Source organism: Pseudofrancisella aestuarii (assembly GCF_003574475.2).
GTDB lineage: Bacteria > Pseudomonadota > Gammaproteobacteria > Francisellales > Francisellaceae > Francisella > Francisella aestuarii.
Window position 1 is genome coordinate 156,589 of record NZ_QLIS02000001.1, and the last position, 18,179, is coordinate 174,767.

The window sequence follows — 18,179 nt, forward strand, 5'->3', positions numbered from 1 at the left end:
ATATATGTTCAAAATTTAATAAAAGGAATTATGAAATGGCAAGTTTTGTTTTAGAAGCTCAAAAAAGAACAGACTTAGGAACTGGTGCGAGCCGCCGTCTAAGAAAAGATGGAAAAATCCCTGCTGTTATATACGGCGCGGGTCAAGAGGCATTATCAGTTACTTTAGATCACGATAGAGTGTTACACTCTACAGAAGATAAAGCATTCTTCTCTAGCGAAATCACTCTTAAAATTGATGGAAAAGAAGAAAAAGTAATAATCAAAGCATTACAAAGACATCCATACAAAGTAAAATTAGTTCACGCTGATTTCATGAGAGTTTAATTCTAAACCTTATCCAATCTTCAAATAATTTTATTTTTATTTTCTTTTACTTAGGTTAATTTGTTAGTTTATAGATTATTTTGTGAATCATAGCTAAAATATAGCTACCAATTTTTTATAAGCAAATAGATGGATATTTATACCATTATATTAATTTTAACTTTATTAGTTTTATTTTCAGCTTTTTTCTCTAGTTCTGAAACGAGTATGATGGCTCTAAATAAGTATAAATTAAAACATTTAGCAAAGAAAAATAATAAGCAAGCAAAAAGAAGCTTAGAACTCATCTCAAGACCAGATAACCTTTTAGTAAGTATTCTAATTGGAAATACATTTGCAAACATCTTAGCATCAGCATTGCTAGCACGTTACTCTGAAAGCCATTTTGGTGAACTTGGTTTAATGATATCAACAATAGTGTTAACGATAATTATATTGATTTTTGGGGAAATTATTCCAAAGTCATTTGCTGCTGTTTATCCTCAGAAATTAGCATTTCCATTTTCATTACCTCTAAAAATAATAATAATAGTTTCTTATCCATTAGTAATAGCTCTCAATGTAATTTCAAAGATTATCTTAAGACCTTTTGGAATAAAGCTAGAAAATAGTAATGCAGAAGCTTTGAACAAAGAAGAAATCCATACTGTAGTGCATGAGTCTAATGCAAAGCTTGGTGCTAAAAATAAGAATATGTTACTAGGCGTCTTAGAGTTAGATAAAATCTTTGTACAAGATGTTATGGTTCATCATAATAAGATTGAATATATAGATATAAATCAATCAATAGATAAAATAAAAGCTAGGCTAATCAAAAGCAAAAGTTCAAATCTAATCTTATGCCAAGATAATATAAATGATGTAATAGGTGTTGTTAAAATGAGCGATATAATGCGAATTTTAATGTCAAAATCTAGTATATCAGTAGCTAGATTAAGAAAGGTGGCTATACAACCATACTTTATCCCAGAAACAGTATCTCTACAATCTCAGTTAATCAACTTTCAAAAGAAAAGCTTACGTTTTGCAATCGTCGTTGATGAATATGGAGATGTTACAGGAACAATAACTGTAGAAGATATTATGGAAGAAATAGTTGGAGAATTCTCTGATAGATTTGATGTGCATAATAATATCCGCAAAATAAGTAATAATTCATATATTGTAGGTGGTAGTGCAACTCTAAGAGAAATAAATAGGCATATAGAAGTTCATTTAGAAAGCGAAGATGCAAAAACACTTTCAGGTTTTATTATTGAAGAGATAGAAAATTTACCTTGTGGAGAATGCTGTATTAAGCAGGGTAATATTGTTTTAGAGATTCTAGATATTAAAGATAATAAAATTAATTCTATAAAATTAACGATATTGAATCAGGCTATAATTAAACATTAAATCTGAAGTGAATTACATCGCCATCTTTTACAATATATTCTTTACCTTCTAATCTAGCTTTTCCAGCTTCTTTAGCTCCTTTCTCTCCATTGAATTTTATGTAGTCATCGTATGATATAACTTCCGCACGAATAAAGCCTCTTTCAAAGTCTGTATGGATAACTCCAGCTGCTTGTGGTGCTGTTGCTCCAACAGGTATTGTCCAAGCTCTTACTTCTTTTACACCAGCAGTTAAATATGTATGTAAATTAAGTAAATCATATCCAGCTTTTATAACTCTATCTAACCCTGTTTCAGTAAGACCCATGTCTGCTAAAAATTCTAGTTTTTCATCTTTTTCTAGTTGAGTTATTTCTTGCTCCATAGCAGCACAAACAGGTACGACATTAGAGTTTTCACTTTTTGCATATTCTACAACTTTATCTAGTAAAGGATTATTCTCGAAACCATCATCATTAACATTAGCAATGTATAGTACTGGTTTACTTGTAAGTAGGGGAGTTTGCTTTAACCATTTAGCTTGATCATCATTTAGCTCAAAAGTTCTAGCAGGTTTCTCAGCTTCAAGATGTTCTTTTAGTTTTGTATAAAAATCAGCTTTGGTTAAAGCTTCTTTATCTCCACCTTTTTTCATTTTAGCAAAACGTTGGATTGATTTATCTACAGATTCGATATCAGCTAGAAGAAGCTCCATATTTATAGTATTAATATCATCTATAGGATCTACTTTTCCATTTACATGAATAACATTATCATCATCAAAACATCTAACAACATGAGCTATTGCATCAGTTTCCCTAATATTAGCTAAGAATTTATTACCTAAACCTTCTCCTTTACTAGCTCCAGCAACTAATCCAGCAATATCAACGAACTCCATAGTTGTTGGTAGTATTCTCTCAGGGTTTACTATTTTTGCTAGCTCATCTAGTCTTTTATCTGGTACAGAAACGATACCGACGTTAGGGTCAATTGTACAAAAAGGGTAGTTTTCAGCTTGTATGCCTGCTTCGGTAAGAGCATTAAATAGAGTTGATTTACCAACGTTTGGTAAACCTACGATACCACATTTAAATCCCATAATAATTCCTTATTAATATTTATTTTGAATGTAGCCTGTTCATTACGGGCTCAAAATTGCATTTTATTATATCATCTAAAAAACATATCGCATTATCGATAGCTTCATTAATCTGTTTTTCTTGTTCTATTGATGGATTTGATAGAACATAGTTAGCAACTTTATTTTTATGACCTGGATGACCTATACCAATTCTAAGTCTTGTATAATCATCAGTTCCAAGATGTTGGTGTATGCTCCGTAGACCATTATGTCCACCATGTCCACCACCTTTTTTTAATCTAATATCTCCAGGATTTATATCTAACTCATCATGAGCAATTAATATTTCATCAGGACTAATTTTATAAAAATTAGCTACCTTAATAACAGCTAAGCCACTATTATTCATATAAGTATTTGGAAATGCAAAGATTACATTTTTTCCATGTATATTAACTTTAGAAATATAAGCATTTAATTTGCTATTTAGACTAAATGATTCATTGTTTTGTTGAGCTATTTTACTAATAAACCATTCACCAACATTATGACGAGTATCTTCATATTCTTTGCCTATATTGCCTAGGCCTACAATCATTTTTATGCTTTTATTCATATTCTTGAGAAGTTATGTAATCTAAAACTATTTTTGATGTTGCTTGGATAATTTCATCTTTAGGTTTGGCATTCTTGTCAGCTTGAGTATAAAGGATGCTCATAATAATAGCTTTTTTACCTTTAGGCCATAAGATAGCAACATCATTTGTACTGCCATACTCACATGTTCCTGTTTTATCACCAATTTGCCAACCCTCAGGAAGACTATAAGCTATCCTATTTTTTCCAGTATCATTTTCTTTTAACCATTTTCTGAAAAGCTTTTGGTGCCTTTTGTCTAACACATCATCACTAAAAGCAATTTTGTTAATGTCTCTAGCTATCGATTTAGGAGAGGTTTTATTGAAATTATCATGGAGATTAATATTATTTATGTTAGGCTCGTTAGCTGTAATAATAGTATCTTTATCATTTAAGCTTATAATAAATTCATTTAGTTTTTTTAAACCACCAAGCTCATTTATTAATAAATTAGCTGCTGTGTTATCACTTAAAATTGCTGCCTTACTTAAATCTTTTACACTTAAAGATTTATTTATATTTTTAGAAGTTACAGGTGTATATCCTATAATATCTCCTTCATGGATTTTTATTTTTTTATCTAATAAATCTGGATTTGTCATGCTTTCTTTAAGTATAGCCCCAACAACAAGAAATTTATAAACACTACAAATTGGAAATTGAAAGTTTTCATTATATTTAAAATTTTTCCAATCATTTCTATCTATAGTGTAGATACCAACTTTACCACCAAATTTACCTTGAACTCTTGATATTTTGTTTTGAACTTGAATATCACTAGCAAATGAAAAGCTTGAGATTAATATAAGGAGTACACTGGTTAAATATTTCATTAGAACTTATTAGATGTTAATAGTAAAAATTCATTTACTTTTTTAATGTTGTCTTTTTCGGCAACTTTTCCTGGAGTTAGAGGGAGTTTGCCACCACCTGAGATTCTTAAATAATCTTCATTATTTTTATATACGATAGTAGGAAAGCCAGTTATGTATTTTATTAACCCATCATTATTTTCAACTCTTTCATTTGTTTCTTTAGATAGTTGTTTGTCATATATTTTTGAGTTCTCATAGCTCAAAAGAGCATTTAATGGATTTTCTGAGTTATAGATACTATTTGCTACATTTTTACTATTATCTAAAGCTCCAACAATAATCCATCTAACAGCTAATTGTTTTTGTTTTATTGCTTCTTGAGATGCATTAAAAAGAGCATGACAAAATTCACAGCCTGGATCAATTATTGCATAAAATTTATGAGGAGCATTATCATCTCCCTGCTGAATATAGGCAGCTTTTTGCTTTATCGCTACATATAACTGATTAGCTCTATCATCAGTTATAAAGTATTTAGTATATAGCTTATTTAAATTAGTAACTTTATCCTGATTAATGTCCCAAGCTAATAACTCGCCGTTGACTATTACAAAACCATCTTCGCTAGTGAACGTAACAGTTTTTTTATTAGGATCTTTTTTATCTTCTAATATGAAGCCTTGTAAATGAATGCCTGTGTCAAACTGTTTTACTATAGAGTATTGAGGAAATGCTTTTTCAACCAAAGCTTTAGCTCTAGCAGTATCATTTCCAGATACATTCTTAAGGCTAAAAATATATAAAATAATTACTAAAAAAACGACAAAAGTGATTAGAGCAATAAGAGCTTTTTTATTCATAAAATTCACTTTAGTTTTGTATTAACATCAGATGATTATAACATATATACAAGCTATCTTTAGTTAGTAAATAGAAGATTACTGCTAAAATGATCGCTGGACCAAACGGTAAAACACTTGTTTTTTCTTTTTTAAACAAACTTAGAACGATTGCTAATATAATTCCTATAATACAGCTGATAAATACTGTGTATAAAAGCATCTGTACACCAAACCATGCGCCAATAGCAGCTAATAGTTTAAAGTCGCCATATCCAAAGCCTTCTTTTCCAGTAAGTATTTTATATAGCCAGAAAACACACCATAAAGACAGATAACCTACTATAGCTCCCCATACAGCGCTATTTAGATCAGTAAACATTCCATAACTATTTAAAATTAATCCAATCCAGACAAGAGGAAGAGTTAGACTATCAGGTAATATTTGATGTTTTGCATCAATAAAGAACAAGGGAATGAAAAATGTTATAAGTAGGATAAGAGCATAAGCTTGATTAGTTAAACCATAGAAGTAAATGATTAAAGTAAAACTAACTGCAGTTAAAAGTTCTATTAAAGGATATTGTATAGATATAGTATTTTTACAAAAATAACATTTGCCTCTCAATAATAGCCAACCTAATATAGGTATATTATGTCTATATTTTAACTTATTTAGACATTTAGGGCATTTTGATGGCCTTGAAAGACTCTCTTTTTCTTGATTATCATTTGGTATATTTAATATTTCTTTAGCTATGCTTTTTTCTTCTAAATCTATTTTTCTAGGAAGTCTATAAATAAGAACATTTAAAAAGCTTCCAATCGAAGCACCAATAATAAAACCAAAAAACAAAATTAAGTAAAATTCAGACATTAACTAAAATGATAATTTAAATAAAAGAGCATTATATAGATAACTATTTTGAAAATACAGAATTAACTATTTATTATTTTTTGCTGTTTTTCTTCAGTAAGTTTTCTCATTTTTACTTTATTAACTCCATCAATAGCTGCGATACGATAAGCTTCTGCCATTGTGGGATAGTTGAATGTAGTGTTTAAGAAATATCTTATTGTATTATATTTACCAGGCATAGCTTTTATAGCCTGTCCAATATGAATAATCTCAGATGCTCTATGTCCGAAGCAGTGAACACCTAATATTGTTCCATTTTCTGGGTCAAATAAAATTTTAAGCATACCAGTTTTATTTCTAGAAATTTGAGCTCTAGCTAATTCTTTAAAGTATGATCTACCAACTTCATATGGAATTCCCTCAGCTATTAAAGCTTGTTCGGTTTTTCCAATAGAACTAATTTCAGGTCTAGTATAAATTCCTGTTGGTATATCATCAACAAGCTGATCATTACATGAACCATCTATAATATGAGTAGCTGCAAAACGTCCTTGGTTAAAAGCTGCTGAAGCTAATGATGGTGAACCAATAACATCACCAACAGCATAAATATTAGGTACAGAAGTTTGATAACTATCATCAATTAATATTAGACCTCTACTAGAATCAGTTTTAACTCCAATTTTTTCTAAATTTAGACCCTCTATATTACCTGATCTACCAAGAGCAAATAAAATATAATCCGATTCAATAATTCTTCCTGATTTTAAAGTGATAGTAACACACTTATCATTAGCTTTTATTGACTTATAAGTTTCATTATTTATTAGATGAATATGTTGGTTTATACAAAAGTGATTTGTTAAATTTTCAACAATTTCATCATCTAAGAAAGACATTAACTTATCTCTAGTATTTATAAGATTAATATGAATATCTAAAGCTCTTAATATTGAAGCATATTCGCATCCAATAACACCAGCACCATAAATTGAGATAGATTTTATATTTTTGTCTTGAAGAGTTAGGATTTTATCACTATCTAATATTCTAGGATGAGAAAAGTCTATATCTGAAGGGTGGTAAGGTCTAGATCCTGTTGATAATATAAAATTTTCAGCAGAAATTGTTTCACTTGAGCCATTTTTTCTAGTTATTTTTATAGTATTTTTATTTACAAAACTAGCAAAACCATAGAATATATCAATCTCATGGTTTATGTACCTACTTTCCTTAATTTTAGTTTGAAGCTCAGCAATGTCATAAGCTCCTTCTAACATTTTAGGGAAGTCATAACTTCCTTTTTCACCAGACATACCAATTTCTCTAGCGATCTGTCTTAATGTTTTACTAGGAATAGTCCCCCAGTGAGTACATCCACCACCAAGAGCATCTCCTTCTACGATAGCTACTTTTTTTCCATTTCTAGTAGCTTTCATTGCAGCTCCTTCACCACCAGGACCACTACCAATGATTATTATATCGTAATTAAAATCCATTATTTTATTCTCCTAGAATATAAAAATACGTTTATATAAAAATATTTCATCGCAAATAATATCATTTATTTTTTATCTACAAAAGACTTAACTTCGCAATGCTTATTTATTAACATTTCAGCTACCTTTCTTGTTGGTGAGACAATTTGATCAACACCAATATTATTAGCTATATTTATATTTTCTTCTTTATCTAATTTAATTGCAATAAAAGGTAAATCATCTTTTTTACTATTTTTTAGAATTTCTTTTATGGCTAATAAAGTCAAAATATTATCAGAATCTTTATCATTCAAAATAAATATAGTTTTAGCTTTATGAATATTTGCTTGCTTAAGAGCATCAGAGTCTGATGATTCTGCATCGATAAACTTTTTTCCTTCATCATTAGAATCTATAAACTCCCCTTTATAGTTTTCTTGAATAACTACTATATCAGTAAGAGTTTCAGAATATTTTGCAATCATATATTTTGCTATCTCTGTATAGCCACATAAAATCACATGATTTTTCATAAAAACAACTCCATCTTTAAATTTAAATCTTGATATGATTTTCCCTATTACTGAGCTTGCTAGTAAAGTAACAATAGTAGCAAATACACCAATTCCTAGTAACATGATACTCATTGTAAACATCTTAGCTTCTTGGGTTACTGGATGAATATCTCCATAGCCAACAGTGCTAAAAGTTACAAAAGTAAAGTAAATAGCATCTGTAATAGTTTCAATGCCTTCAAATTGGTTTCTAAGATAATAAACACCGAGTACGCTATAAACAACAGCTAATAAAAATGTGAAAGTAATTATAAACTGTTGGTATGATATATTTTTAGATATTTTTTTATTAAATACTCTGGTGAAAGCTAGTAATAAAATTATCTCGAAAGCATGAACTGTGAAGGTAATATTGTATGAGAAATGATTATCTTGTATGTAGTCGCCTAGCATTGACAGTGTAATTAAAATAACAGCAATAGACCAATAAAATCTTTTTCTTTGGTAAATTCCTTTTGCTATAAGAATCATTAAATAACCAAGGACTAAAGGCATTGCTATACCTAGCCCTATATTAAATTTCATACCTAAATCATATAAATCAGATGTGATACTATTATCTATATGTAATGAAAATATTTTATTTATAACAGGAATGGCTGTTGCCATCATAGTTATAAAACCATTTAATGCAATAGTAATAGATACTATTAAAGGGACATATTTCTGAATATTAAGTTTCTTATAATTTATTTTTTCTAGCATTTAGCCTGATATATAGAAATTAATATAGTTACTAAGAAGTAATTATAAAATATAGTACTTATGAAATATAGTTAAAAACTTAAATTTATAAAGTATTTGGTTCTTTATGAATACTTGCTAATTTTCTTACTTTAGGGATTATAAAAAATAATATAGTTGCAGAAATGAAAGCAAGCATAGAAAGTGAAATAAATAATCCTTCATAACTTGAATTAGTTACTAGAGGGTTTGTATCAATATTTTTATGAGCTATAGAAATAGAAAGTAGGCTGGCGATGACTCCAGATGTACTGCCTGTTACTACCATCCAAGAACCCATCATTAAGCCCTGAAGTTTAGGAGTAGCAAGTTTACCAATCATAGCATAGCCTGTAGGGCCTATAAGTAGCTCTCCTAAAGATTGGAAAAAATAACTAAGTATTAGCCAAATAGCAGAAGTGTATCCATTTCCTCCAGAGGTGAAGACTCCCATAACCAACATTAAAAAACCTATTCCCATAAATATAATCCCAAAGCAGAATTGCATAGGGAAAGAAAAAATGAATTTTTTACGTATAGTCACTAGCACTAAAGGAAGTAATGGTCCACCTACTGCAATAACTATAGTATTTACATTTTGGAACCATTGAGTAGGTATTGTTATTCCTAAAAAATGTCTATCCACATTTGATTGAGTAAATACAGTTAGAGCCATTGGTGCTAATGAATAAGCTGACCAAAAAACCAATCCAAATGTGGCTAAAATAACATAGGCATATACTTTATCTCTTTGAGCTTTCGTTTTTTGTTTTTTAGCAATTGGTATAAACATGAATAAGAAGCAAAGTCCAATAATAAGAGCTAAGATATTTGTATTTAATGGAAATTGAAGAGCTATAAATAAAATTATAATAGTTAATAAAATTATACCTAGTCCATAAGAGTTATATTTTACGAGTATGGAATTTCCAACTATAGTTACTTTTCTAACTAAAGGGGTCGTTTTATCTGCGACAGTATTCCAGCCAATGGATAATAATATAAAGGCAATTACATTAGTTACAGTAGTTAATAAAAATAGAATGTTATAACTTTGGCTTGAATGAAAGATTCCAGCAATAGTGAAGCCAATAAAAAAACCAACATTCATTCCAGCATAATTCCAAAAAAAAGCAGCTTCTCTTTGGTGATCATCTGATGAGAATTGTTGGGTTAACATCATATTTATACAGGGAACATTTAATCCACAACCAGTTAGAAATAGAGATAGAGCAATATATAAATTCCATACATTAGGTTTAATTAAGAAAAGGCATGCTAAGATTTGTAAAAACATACCTACTAGGAATAATACTCTGTAACTTACTAATCTACCTCCAATATATCCTCCTAAGATATGAAGACCATAATTGAAAGCAACAAAAACTCCCATTGTGGCACTAGCTTTTGCTACTGAAAAACCAAGAGCCTGTGTCATAAATAAAACAAGGGTTGAATATAATACTGCGAAACTTATAGTTGAGAATAATTGCGTAGCTAAAAGTACATTGGAAGCTTTTTTGAATGAAAAAGAATTCATAACTAAAATCCTAAACTAGTTAATAAAAACATTTTATATATAGTATTTTGAAAAGTATATCGACATTAACGTGTAGTTAAAAAAAAATGATAATGTTAGAATTAGGATAATTTATAAAAAAATATAAAATATAAATTTAATTTTCATGAATAAAAAACAAATAAAAGCGGTATCTCTAATTTCTGGCGGCTTAGATTCCATGTTAGCGACAAAACTAATGCAAGATCAGGGTATCCACGTTGAAGGAATTAACTTTTTTACAGGTTTTTGTGTTGAAGGACATACCCATGCTATTCGTAAGCAGAAAGAAAATAAGCAAAAAAGGAATAATGCTCTTTGGGTGGCAGAGCAGCTTGGTATCCAACTACATATAATAGATGTGATTGAAGAGTATAAAGACGTGCTTTTGAATCCTAAATATGGATATGGTGCTAATATGAATCCATGTCTTGATTGTAAAATCTTTATGGTTCGTAAAGCAAAAGAATGGGCTAAAGAAAATGGCTTTGATTTTATTATAACTGGTGAGGTTATAGGTCAAAGACCGATGTCTCAAAGAAAGGACACAATGCCAGTTGTTCAGAAACAATCAGGAATTGATGATTTGTTATTAAGACCTTTGAGTGCTCTTAATTTGCCGGAAACTAAGCCAGAAAGAGAAGGTTGGGTTGATAGGTCTAAGCTTTTAGGCATAACTGGTAGAGGACGAAAAGATCAGATGAAACTTGCCAAAGACTGGGGTATTGATGATTATGCTTCTCCTGCAGGTGGTTGTTGTTTTTTAACAGATAAACAATATTCTGACAAACTAGTTGATTTATGGAAGTCAAGAAATTCTAGAGATTATGAGTTTGATGACATTATGCTTTTAAAAGTTGGTAGACATATTCGCTTTAAACCAGATTTTAAATTAATCGTTGGAAGAGAAGAGGGTGAGAATAATTATTTAAATGGTTATAAAAATCAGTTTGTTAGCGCATATTGCTCATCACATTCTGGCCCATTAGTTTTAATAGATGGAAAGTTTGATAAGAACGATGAAGAACTTACAGCTAGTATTATTGGAAGATTTACTCAAGGAAAAACAGCTGATAGTGTAATAATAGTTTTTGGATATCTTGATGGCACAAATAAAGAAGTCACAATAAAGCCAATGGCTAGTGATGATATAAAAGAAGAGTGGTATGTCTGATATGCAAGAACTGAAACTAGAAAGACTATTGTGTCCTATGCCAGTTATAAAAACTCAAAATAAACTAAGAAGTATGAAGTCTGGTGAGATCTTAAAAGTTATTTGTACAGATCCTGGAACTATGCATGATATTCCTGCTTGGTGTAGAGTAAATGGTTATAGTATAGTTAAAGCAAGTAAAGAAAATGATGGCAAATTTGAATTTATTATAGAGGTTAAATAATGGATCAATCAATATTAAATATGTTAGTGTGCCCAGTTTGTAAATCAAATTTACATTATGATAAAGCAAAAAATATATTAGTTTGCAAAGCTGATAAGTTAGCTTATCCAATAAAAAATAATATTCCAGTTATGTTAGTAGAAGAAGCTCAAAAGTTAAATATTGAAGAGATAAAGAAATATGGCTAAATATATTGTTATACCTGCAAGGTTAAAATCAACAAGACTTCCGAATAAAATGTTACTAGATATAGCAGGGAAGCCTATGATCCAGAGAGTTTATGAACAAGCTATACAGGCTAAAGGCTTTGATGATGTCATAATAGCTACAGACTCTGTAGAGATTAAAAACAAAGCCGAAGAGTTTGGTGCAAAAGTTGTTATGACTGCAGAAAATCATGAATCAGGAACAGATAGAATTGCTGAAGCAGTAGAAAAAATTGGATTATTAAATAATGATATAGTTGTTAATGTCCAAGGAGATGAGCCATTAATACCTATTAAAAATATAGAGCAAGCTGCTAATTTATTAGAGCAAAAAACAGAGGCTGTAGTTTCTACTTTATGTGAACAAATCACTTCGAGTAAGGATGTTTATAATCCTAATAATGTAAAAGTAGTTTTTGATGATAATAAATATGCGCTATATTTTAGTAGGGCTCCAATTCCTTGGGAAAGAGGATTTTCAGAGGATAATATAGTAAACAAGGCTGAATATTTTAGACATATAGGAATTTATGGCTATAGAGTTGAGTTTCTTAAACAATATTCAGAACTTTCTCGCTCACCTATTGAGCAGTATGAATCTTTAGAGCAATTAAGAGTTCTTTGGCATAGTAAGAAGATAGCGATAGAACATGCGCTAGAAAGCACACCGGCTGGAGTTGATACTTTAGCAGATTTAGAAAAAGTTAGGGAGTATTTTAATGTTTAAGCTAGATCAAAGATTAGAAAATGATACTTTTGAAGTGGCTGAGATTTTAGACTGTAAAGTTTTAGTTATAAATAACTCTTCTGTTCCTTGGTTTATAATTGTTCCTTTCACAGAGAAGACAGAATGGTACCAGTTGGATGATTCTGTACAATACAATATAAATAGCATTATGAATAAGCTATCTGTGTTTTTAGAGAAAGAGTATAAGGTTCATAAGCTTAATATTGCTACTCTTGGAAATGTGGTTAAACAAATGCATATACATGTGGTGGGGCGTTTTAAAACTGATCCAGCATGGCCAGCTCCAGTATGGGGTAACTTAAAAACTAAAGAATATACTGCTCAAGAGAAAGAGATAATTATAAAAAAGACGCTAAAAGTTTTAGAAGAGATTGAGTTATAGAAAAGAATATATTAATCCAGTAGTTACAATATTTACAGAAACTCCATTAAAAGTTCTCGCATAAATATAATTAACTCCTAAACTTAAATTATCAATAAATTTAATAGGTGTTCCTATACTAAATGGAAAAACTACAAAGCCAGTTTGGGTGTTATTACTTTCAAGGTAAGAAGAAGGAGCTCCTTTAGCATTTTCAATATTTTTTATGCTATTGTGACTAAGTCCAGCTCCCACTCCAGCACCAAGTTCTAGATAGTCATTTATTTTATAATAATATTTCAGTATTCCCATATAATTATTGTTTACTTGAGTTGTAGAGTAAGCATTTGATATTATTCCTGAATAACCAAATTCAGCCGCAAAACTTTCTGTAAATCTATAACCTGCGGTAGCAAATATTACTCCACCCGCTGGTGATGAAGTAGCTTGCCCCCATCCACCACTTATTCCTATAAAAGGAGCAGGCTCAAAATCTTTGGTATTCATGTTGTCAAAATTATAGACATTATAATATTCACTTTGATCTAATACATCTTCTTGCTCTAGTGTCTCAGAACTAAAACATATACTTGGTATAAGCAACAAGAGTATAAAAAAGAACTTATAATGTTTATAAAACATTCAATATCTTGATAATTAAAATACTTTTGAAAGAATATCAGTTAGATTAAATATTTATAATTGTTTATAGCAAAAATTAAGAATTAGCTTTTGCTAATTTTATATCAGCATTAAGAGTTATTTCTGTAGCAACATCCATTGGTTGTTGACTATAATTTGAGGCTCTAGCTACACTCATTAAATTAACAGTATCATTTCTCATAATCTGCTTAGACTGGTATGAAGAGAATGTGATGTCATGAATAGTATATTTCTCATCAAATTTTTGATTTAAGTTTTTAGTTTGTTCTTTAGCTTCAGCTAGCATTTCTAATCTTAGGTCATTTTTAGTATTTTCAATTTGTTCTAAAGTAGGTTTGTAATCGATAGATGAGATTTGATATTTTTTACCATTTGAACTTAATGAAGGAAGCTTTGTTGTAAGATTATTTATTTGATCAGAAGTTAAGCGATTCTTAAATAAGATATCTACATTTATCAAATCATTAGGAGTTTTATTTTGACTATAGCTATATGTATCCCAATCTTTAGTATTCGTAATTTTATTTAGAGCTTCTTTTGTTTGCTGCTGAACTTTTGATAAATCATCAGGAACTATTGTAGCATTTAGCTCTACAATTACAGAAGCATCATTTGCTTTTATAGTTTTTTCGGAAGTGATTGTATAGTTAAGGGTATCTAACTTGCTACAATCGTGATCTTTTGCAAAAGAAACTGCAGGAATAAAAGAGAGTGTTAATAATATAATATTAAGTTTTTTCATGTTTTGCTCCAAAATATTTTAGATCATTAATTATGGTTTACAACTTTATGAGTACCATTGCAAGCTTTTGATATATAAAACAAAGGTTTTATTTTAAATCTATTAAAATAATTTTCTTCTAAGTAGTCTTTGTATTTTTCTAAAACATTTTCTTTAACTAGATGAATGGTGCTTCCACCAAAACCACCACCTGTCATTCTTGCTCCATAAACGCCATCAAAAGTTTTAGAAAGTTCTACTAAATAATCAAGCTCATCACAGCTGACTTTATAATCATTTTTTAAAGAATCATGGGATTGATACATAAGCTGCCCAAGCTTTTGCCAATCTTTTTCTTGCATTGCATTAGCAGCATTAAGGACTCTATTATTTTCGGTGAACACATGTTTTGCTAAGAGATATTTTTCTTTAGAAAAGTTTTCATTTGTAATACTTAAAGAGTCATCTGTTAACTCTCTTAATGATTGTAAACCATTAAAACTAGCAATACTTTCACAATCTTGTCTACGTTGATTATAAGCAGACTCAGCAAGGTTATGCTTAATGTTAGTATCACAAATTAATAAATAAGTATCATTTAAATTAAAAGGAATATTTTTGTAGGAAAAATTTTCACAATCTATTAATGTTGCATTATCTTTGCTGGAAAAAACGCATGCCATTTGATCCATAATTCCACATTTCGTGCCAATGTATTTATGTTCAACAAATTGAGCTATTTTAGTTATTTCTAAAGGAGATAGATTTAATTTATTTATTTGATTATAGGCATAAGCAAGAGCTGTAGTTAGTGAGGCAGATGAAGATAGTCCAGCACCAAACGGTAAATTGCTATATATGTATATATCTACATTTGAATATTCTTTAGATAATGATCTATCAATTACTGTTTTAATAGTTCCTTTAATATAGTTTTGCCATGAGTTTTCTAGTTTTTTTTCTACATTCTTAGGATTAAAAGAAAATCTGTCATTTAAGTTTTTACTATATACATTTATATGGGAATCGCTGTTCTTAGCTATAGCAATAAAAGTTCCCATATTTATAGCTATAGGCATTACGAAACCGTTATTATAATCAGTATGTTCTCCAATTATATTTACACGTCCAGGCGAAAAGTATATTTCAGGATTTTTTGAATAAAGCTTTTTAAACTCATCAAATATATTCATTTCAGACACTAGATATCGACCTCAATATTTCTTAATGTTTCAGCAGCAAGCTCAGGAGTTATATCTCTTTGAGATTCACCAAGCATTTCAAAACCGACCATAAATTTTTTCACAGTGGCTGACCTTAATAATGGTGGATAGAAATGAGCATGTAATTGCCAGAAATCATTTTTTTGAGCAAAGGGAGAGCCATGCCATCCCATTGAGTAAGGGAATGAAGTATTAAATAGTTTATCGTATTTAACTAAAAGGATTTTTAATATTTTAGAAAGGTTTTCAATCTGTCTCTTACTCAGATAATTTAGATGACAGCATGGAAATCTTGGAAGAAGTAATGTTTCATAAGGCCAAGTTGCCCAAAAAGGAACCACAACTACCCAATCACCATTTTTAGCTACTATACGATCTTTTTCTTTAATTTCTCTGTTTACATATTCAAGAAGTAAATTTTTATTATGACTCTTGTAAAAATCTTTTTGATGAATGTATTCTTTTTCAGCCTCAGTCGGTAAAAAGTCACAAGCCCAAATTTGCCCATGAGGGTGAGGGTTTGAGCAACCCATTATAGAGCCTTTATTTTCAAATACCTGTACCCATTGATACTGTTTACTCAAATTATCAACTTCTGAAACCCAAAGATCTATGACTTTTTTAATGTCTTCAATTTCCATAGAAGCCATAGTTAAGTTATGTTTTGGAGAAAAACAAATAACTTTAGCAATCCCATTAGCTTCTTCTAATTGGAATAGTTCATCTGAATTATAAATTTGATTAGAGTTTTCTTTAGTTAAAGCTGAAAAATCATTTTCAAAAATAAAAGTCTCATTATACTTTGGATTTATTTCATCATTTGCTCTTTTGTTTTCAGGACATAGATAACAACTAGAATCATATTCAGGGGAAATATTAGTATTTTCTTTTTCTGCCTGACCTTGCCAAGGCCTAGATAATCTATGTGGAGAAACAAGAACCCACTCTCCAGTTAAAGGATTTTTTCTACGATGTGAATAGTTAATTTGATTCTTTGAGTTAATTAATTTTGACATGTTTTTAAAGACAATAAATGTTCTATATCTAAAATAGTTAGTATATCATTGAATTACTTTGCTGTATAAATATTTGTCTTGCACGAGGAATCATATTATGACAAACGAAACACCAGAAAAAATTAATTTTATAACCATTAGGATAGCTTTTATAGCTGCACTTGCCGGATTATTATTTGGTATGGATATTGGTTATGTTAATGGCTCTTTAAAGTTTATTGCTCAGACTTTTAGTCTTAATATTGATCAACAAGGTCACGTTTCTGGAGTGTTGTTGGTAGGAGCTGCCATTGGCGCTCTTGTTAGTGGATTTTTATCTAAAAGGTTTGGTAGAAGGAAGGTTTTATTAATTGCAGCAGCTATATTTTCAGTATTTACAATAGTTGGGATATTTGCACCAAATTATGAAATTTTTATTTTTTCTAGGTTTGTACTTGGTAATGCAGTTGGTATAGCTTCTTTTATTGCACCATTATATTTATCTGAAATTTCACCTAAGAAATTCAGAGGTGCTTTAATAGCTATGTATCAATTAATGATTACAATAGGATTATTTCTAGTATTTTTAACTAATTCAGCACTTGAGCATACTCATTCATGGAGATTGATGTTAGTTGTATTAGCTGTACCATCTGTATTAATGTTTTTAGGATGTTTATCTCTTCCAAGAAGTCCAAGATGGCTTGTACTAAAGGGTAAAGATGAAGAGGCAGAGTTTGTTCTTAAAAAAATTAGATTATGTGAGGTAGCAGCTGCAAGAGAGCTTGAGGAAATTAAACAAACAACGCATAAGGGAGAAAAGGTTTTTTCTCTACTTAAGCATAAGTTTTTTATAAAAATAGTTCTTTTAGGAATTGCTTTACAGGCATTTCAACAATTTACTGGTATGAATGCATTTATGTATTACTCATCAGATATTTTTGGAATGGCAGGTTTTACTAACCCAGCTACGTCAACTATAGTAATTGGATTACTAAATATGTTGACTACTTTTATAGCTATTAGATATGTAGATAAATTTGGACGTAAGCCGATACTTTATTTTGGATTAACTCTTTTAATAACATCATGTTTAGTGGTGGGCGTGATTTTCAAAACACACTTTATGTATGGTGAACCAATGATGCTTTCTGAAAGTTTACAGTGGGTAGCTTTAATATTCTGCTTATTGTTCATTTTTGGATTTGCGATATCTATGGGGCCTGTCGTTTGGATTCTATGTGCTGAAATCCAACCTGTAGAAGGTCGTGATTTTGGTGTTACTGCTTCAACTATGGCTAACTGGATTTGTAATGCGATTATAGGAAACTTTGCATTAACTTGGTTAACTTTCTATCCAGCAAATACATTCTTTGGATTTGCTATATCTTGTTTAATTTGTGTGGTATTTGTTAAATTCTTTGTTCCAGAAACTAAAGATGTTTCTTTAGAGGAAATTGAGAATAATCTTAGAAGTGGAAAAAGACTAGCTCATATAGGACGTTAGACTAGTTTCTATTTGTATATATTTTATAAATAATGTATTCTTGCTTTGATAATTTGTAATTGTGTAATAAACAATAATGAGGAAT

The 18,179-nt window shown here is 29.9% G+C and carries 20 protein-coding genes; 8 read left to right on the top strand and 12 right to left on the bottom strand.

All coding sequences use genetic code 11. The features are described 5' to 3' along the window. The first annotated feature begins 35 nt into the window (after positions 1–35). Entirely contained in the window at positions 36–326 is a 291-nt protein-coding gene (rplY, locus tag DNK87_RS00775) for a 50S ribosomal protein L25 (protein ID WP_119330680.1), read from the top strand. A 129-nt stretch (positions 327–455) separates the two neighbouring features. After that, positions 456–1,721, top strand: coding sequence for an HlyC/CorC family transporter (locus DNK87_RS00780; RefSeq protein WP_119330679.1), 1,266 nt, complete (start codon positions 456–458; stop codon positions 1,719–1,721). On the opposite strand, the gene ychF is transcribed toward DNK87_RS00780, so the two are convergent. The 8 genes from ychF to DNK87_RS00820 form a co-directional block, all read right to left on the bottom strand. Then, entirely contained in the window at positions 1,711–2,802 is a 1,092-nt protein-coding gene (ychF, locus tag DNK87_RS00785) for a redox-regulated ATPase YchF (protein ID WP_119330678.1), read from the bottom strand. The two genes, DNK87_RS00780 and ychF, sit on opposite strands and share 11 nt — an antisense overlap. Before the next feature lie 19 nt (positions 2,803–2,821). Further along, positions 2,822–3,400, bottom strand: coding sequence for an aminoacyl-tRNA hydrolase (gene pth, locus DNK87_RS00790; RefSeq protein ID WP_244614582.1), 579 nt, complete (start codon positions 3,398–3,400; stop codon positions 2,822–2,824). Continuing rightward, a complete protein-coding gene (gene bla, locus DNK87_RS00795; RefSeq protein ID WP_119330677.1) occupies positions 3,393–4,256 on the bottom strand; it encodes a class A beta-lactamase in 864 nt (287 codons plus the stop codon). Before bla ends, pth begins: the two co-directional genes overlap by 8 nt. Then, positions 4,256–5,098, bottom strand: a complete 843-nt coding sequence (locus DNK87_RS00800) for a thioredoxin domain-containing protein (RefSeq protein WP_119330676.1) — start codon at positions 5,096–5,098, stop codon at positions 4,256–4,258. The genes bla and DNK87_RS00800 overlap by 1 nt, the downstream gene beginning before the upstream one ends. A 10-nt stretch (positions 5,099–5,108) precedes the next feature. Further along, positions 5,109–5,954 carry a prepilin peptidase gene (locus tag DNK87_RS00805; protein WP_119330675.1) on the bottom strand — a complete coding sequence of 282 codons (846 nt, stop codon included), beginning with the start codon at positions 5,952–5,954 and terminating at the stop codon, positions 5,109–5,111. 62 nt (positions 5,955–6,016) lie between these two features. After that, complete coding sequence (gene sthA / locus DNK87_RS00810) at positions 6,017–7,435, bottom strand: Si-specific NAD(P)(+) transhydrogenase (protein ID WP_119330674.1); 1,419 nt, start codon at positions 7,433–7,435, stop codon at positions 6,017–6,019. A gap of 65 nt (positions 7,436–7,500) precedes the next feature. Further along, positions 7,501–8,697 (bottom strand): ion channel, encoded by a 1,197-nt coding sequence (locus DNK87_RS00815; RefSeq protein ID WP_119330673.1) that lies wholly within the window; start codon positions 8,695–8,697, stop codon positions 7,501–7,503. Between the two features lie 85 nt (positions 8,698–8,782). Then, positions 8,783–10,255, bottom strand: a complete 1,473-nt coding sequence (locus DNK87_RS00820) for a peptide MFS transporter (protein WP_119330672.1) — start codon at positions 10,253–10,255, stop codon at positions 8,783–8,785. A gap of 145 nt (positions 10,256–10,400) precedes the next feature. On the opposite strand from DNK87_RS00820, the gene DNK87_RS00825 reads away from it, so the two are divergent. From DNK87_RS00825 to DNK87_RS00845, 5 genes are read left to right on the top strand one after another with little or no spacing between them, the layout of a single operon-like run. After that, complete coding sequence (locus DNK87_RS00825) at positions 10,401–11,447, top strand: tRNA (5-methylaminomethyl-2-thiouridylate)-methyltransferase (RefSeq protein WP_119330671.1); 1,047 nt, start codon at positions 10,401–10,403, stop codon at positions 11,445–11,447. Then, on the top strand, positions 11,440–11,670 hold the full coding sequence (locus tag DNK87_RS00830) for a sulfurtransferase TusA family protein (protein ID WP_119330670.1): 231 nt from the start codon (positions 11,440–11,442) through the stop codon (positions 11,668–11,670). The genes DNK87_RS00825 and DNK87_RS00830 overlap by 8 nt, the downstream gene beginning before the upstream one ends. Further along, a complete protein-coding gene (locus DNK87_RS00835; protein ID WP_119330669.1) occupies positions 11,670–11,858 on the top strand; it encodes a Trm112 family protein in 189 nt (62 codons plus the stop codon). Before DNK87_RS00830 ends, DNK87_RS00835 begins: the two co-directional genes overlap by 1 nt. Next, the gene (kdsB, locus tag DNK87_RS00840) at positions 11,851–12,603 is read left to right on the top strand and encodes a 3-deoxy-manno-octulosonate cytidylyltransferase (protein ID WP_119330668.1); all 753 of its coding nucleotides are present in this window, start codon (positions 11,851–11,853) and stop codon (positions 12,601–12,603) included. Before DNK87_RS00835 ends, kdsB begins: the two co-directional genes overlap by 8 nt. Continuing rightward, positions 12,596–13,006, top strand: a complete 411-nt coding sequence (locus DNK87_RS00845) for an HIT family protein (protein ID WP_119330667.1) — start codon at positions 12,596–12,598, stop codon at positions 13,004–13,006. Before kdsB ends, DNK87_RS00845 begins: the two co-directional genes overlap by 8 nt. On the opposite strand, the gene DNK87_RS00850 is transcribed toward DNK87_RS00845, so the two are convergent. The 4 genes from DNK87_RS00850 to DNK87_RS00865 form a co-directional block, all read right to left on the bottom strand. Beyond that, a complete protein-coding gene (locus DNK87_RS00850) occupies positions 13,001–13,627 on the bottom strand; it encodes an outer membrane beta-barrel protein (RefSeq protein ID WP_119330666.1) in 627 nt (208 codons plus the stop codon). The genes DNK87_RS00845 and DNK87_RS00850 overlap by 6 nt on opposite strands. Positions 13,628–13,703: 76 nt before the next feature. Continuing rightward, positions 13,704–14,390: a hypothetical protein gene (locus tag DNK87_RS00855; protein ID WP_119330665.1), complete on the bottom strand. Its 687-nt coding sequence runs from the start codon at positions 14,388–14,390 to the stop codon at positions 13,704–13,706. 26 nt (positions 14,391–14,416) lie between these two features. Continuing rightward, entirely contained in the window at positions 14,417–15,562 is a 1,146-nt protein-coding gene (gene galK, locus DNK87_RS00860; RefSeq protein ID WP_119330843.1) for a galactokinase, read from the bottom strand. Positions 15,563–15,570: 8 nt separating this feature from the next. Next, positions 15,571–16,608 carry a UDP-glucose--hexose-1-phosphate uridylyltransferase gene (locus DNK87_RS00865; RefSeq protein ID WP_119330664.1) on the bottom strand — a complete coding sequence of 346 codons (1,038 nt, stop codon included), beginning with the start codon at positions 16,606–16,608 and terminating at the stop codon, positions 15,571–15,573. A 97-nt stretch (positions 16,609–16,705) separates the two neighbouring features. On the opposite strand from DNK87_RS00865, the gene DNK87_RS00870 reads away from it, so the two are divergent. Continuing rightward, a complete protein-coding gene (locus DNK87_RS00870; protein WP_119330663.1) occupies positions 16,706–18,094 on the top strand; it encodes a sugar porter family MFS transporter in 1,389 nt (462 codons plus the stop codon). The last annotated feature ends 85 nt before the right edge of the window (positions 18,095–18,179 follow it).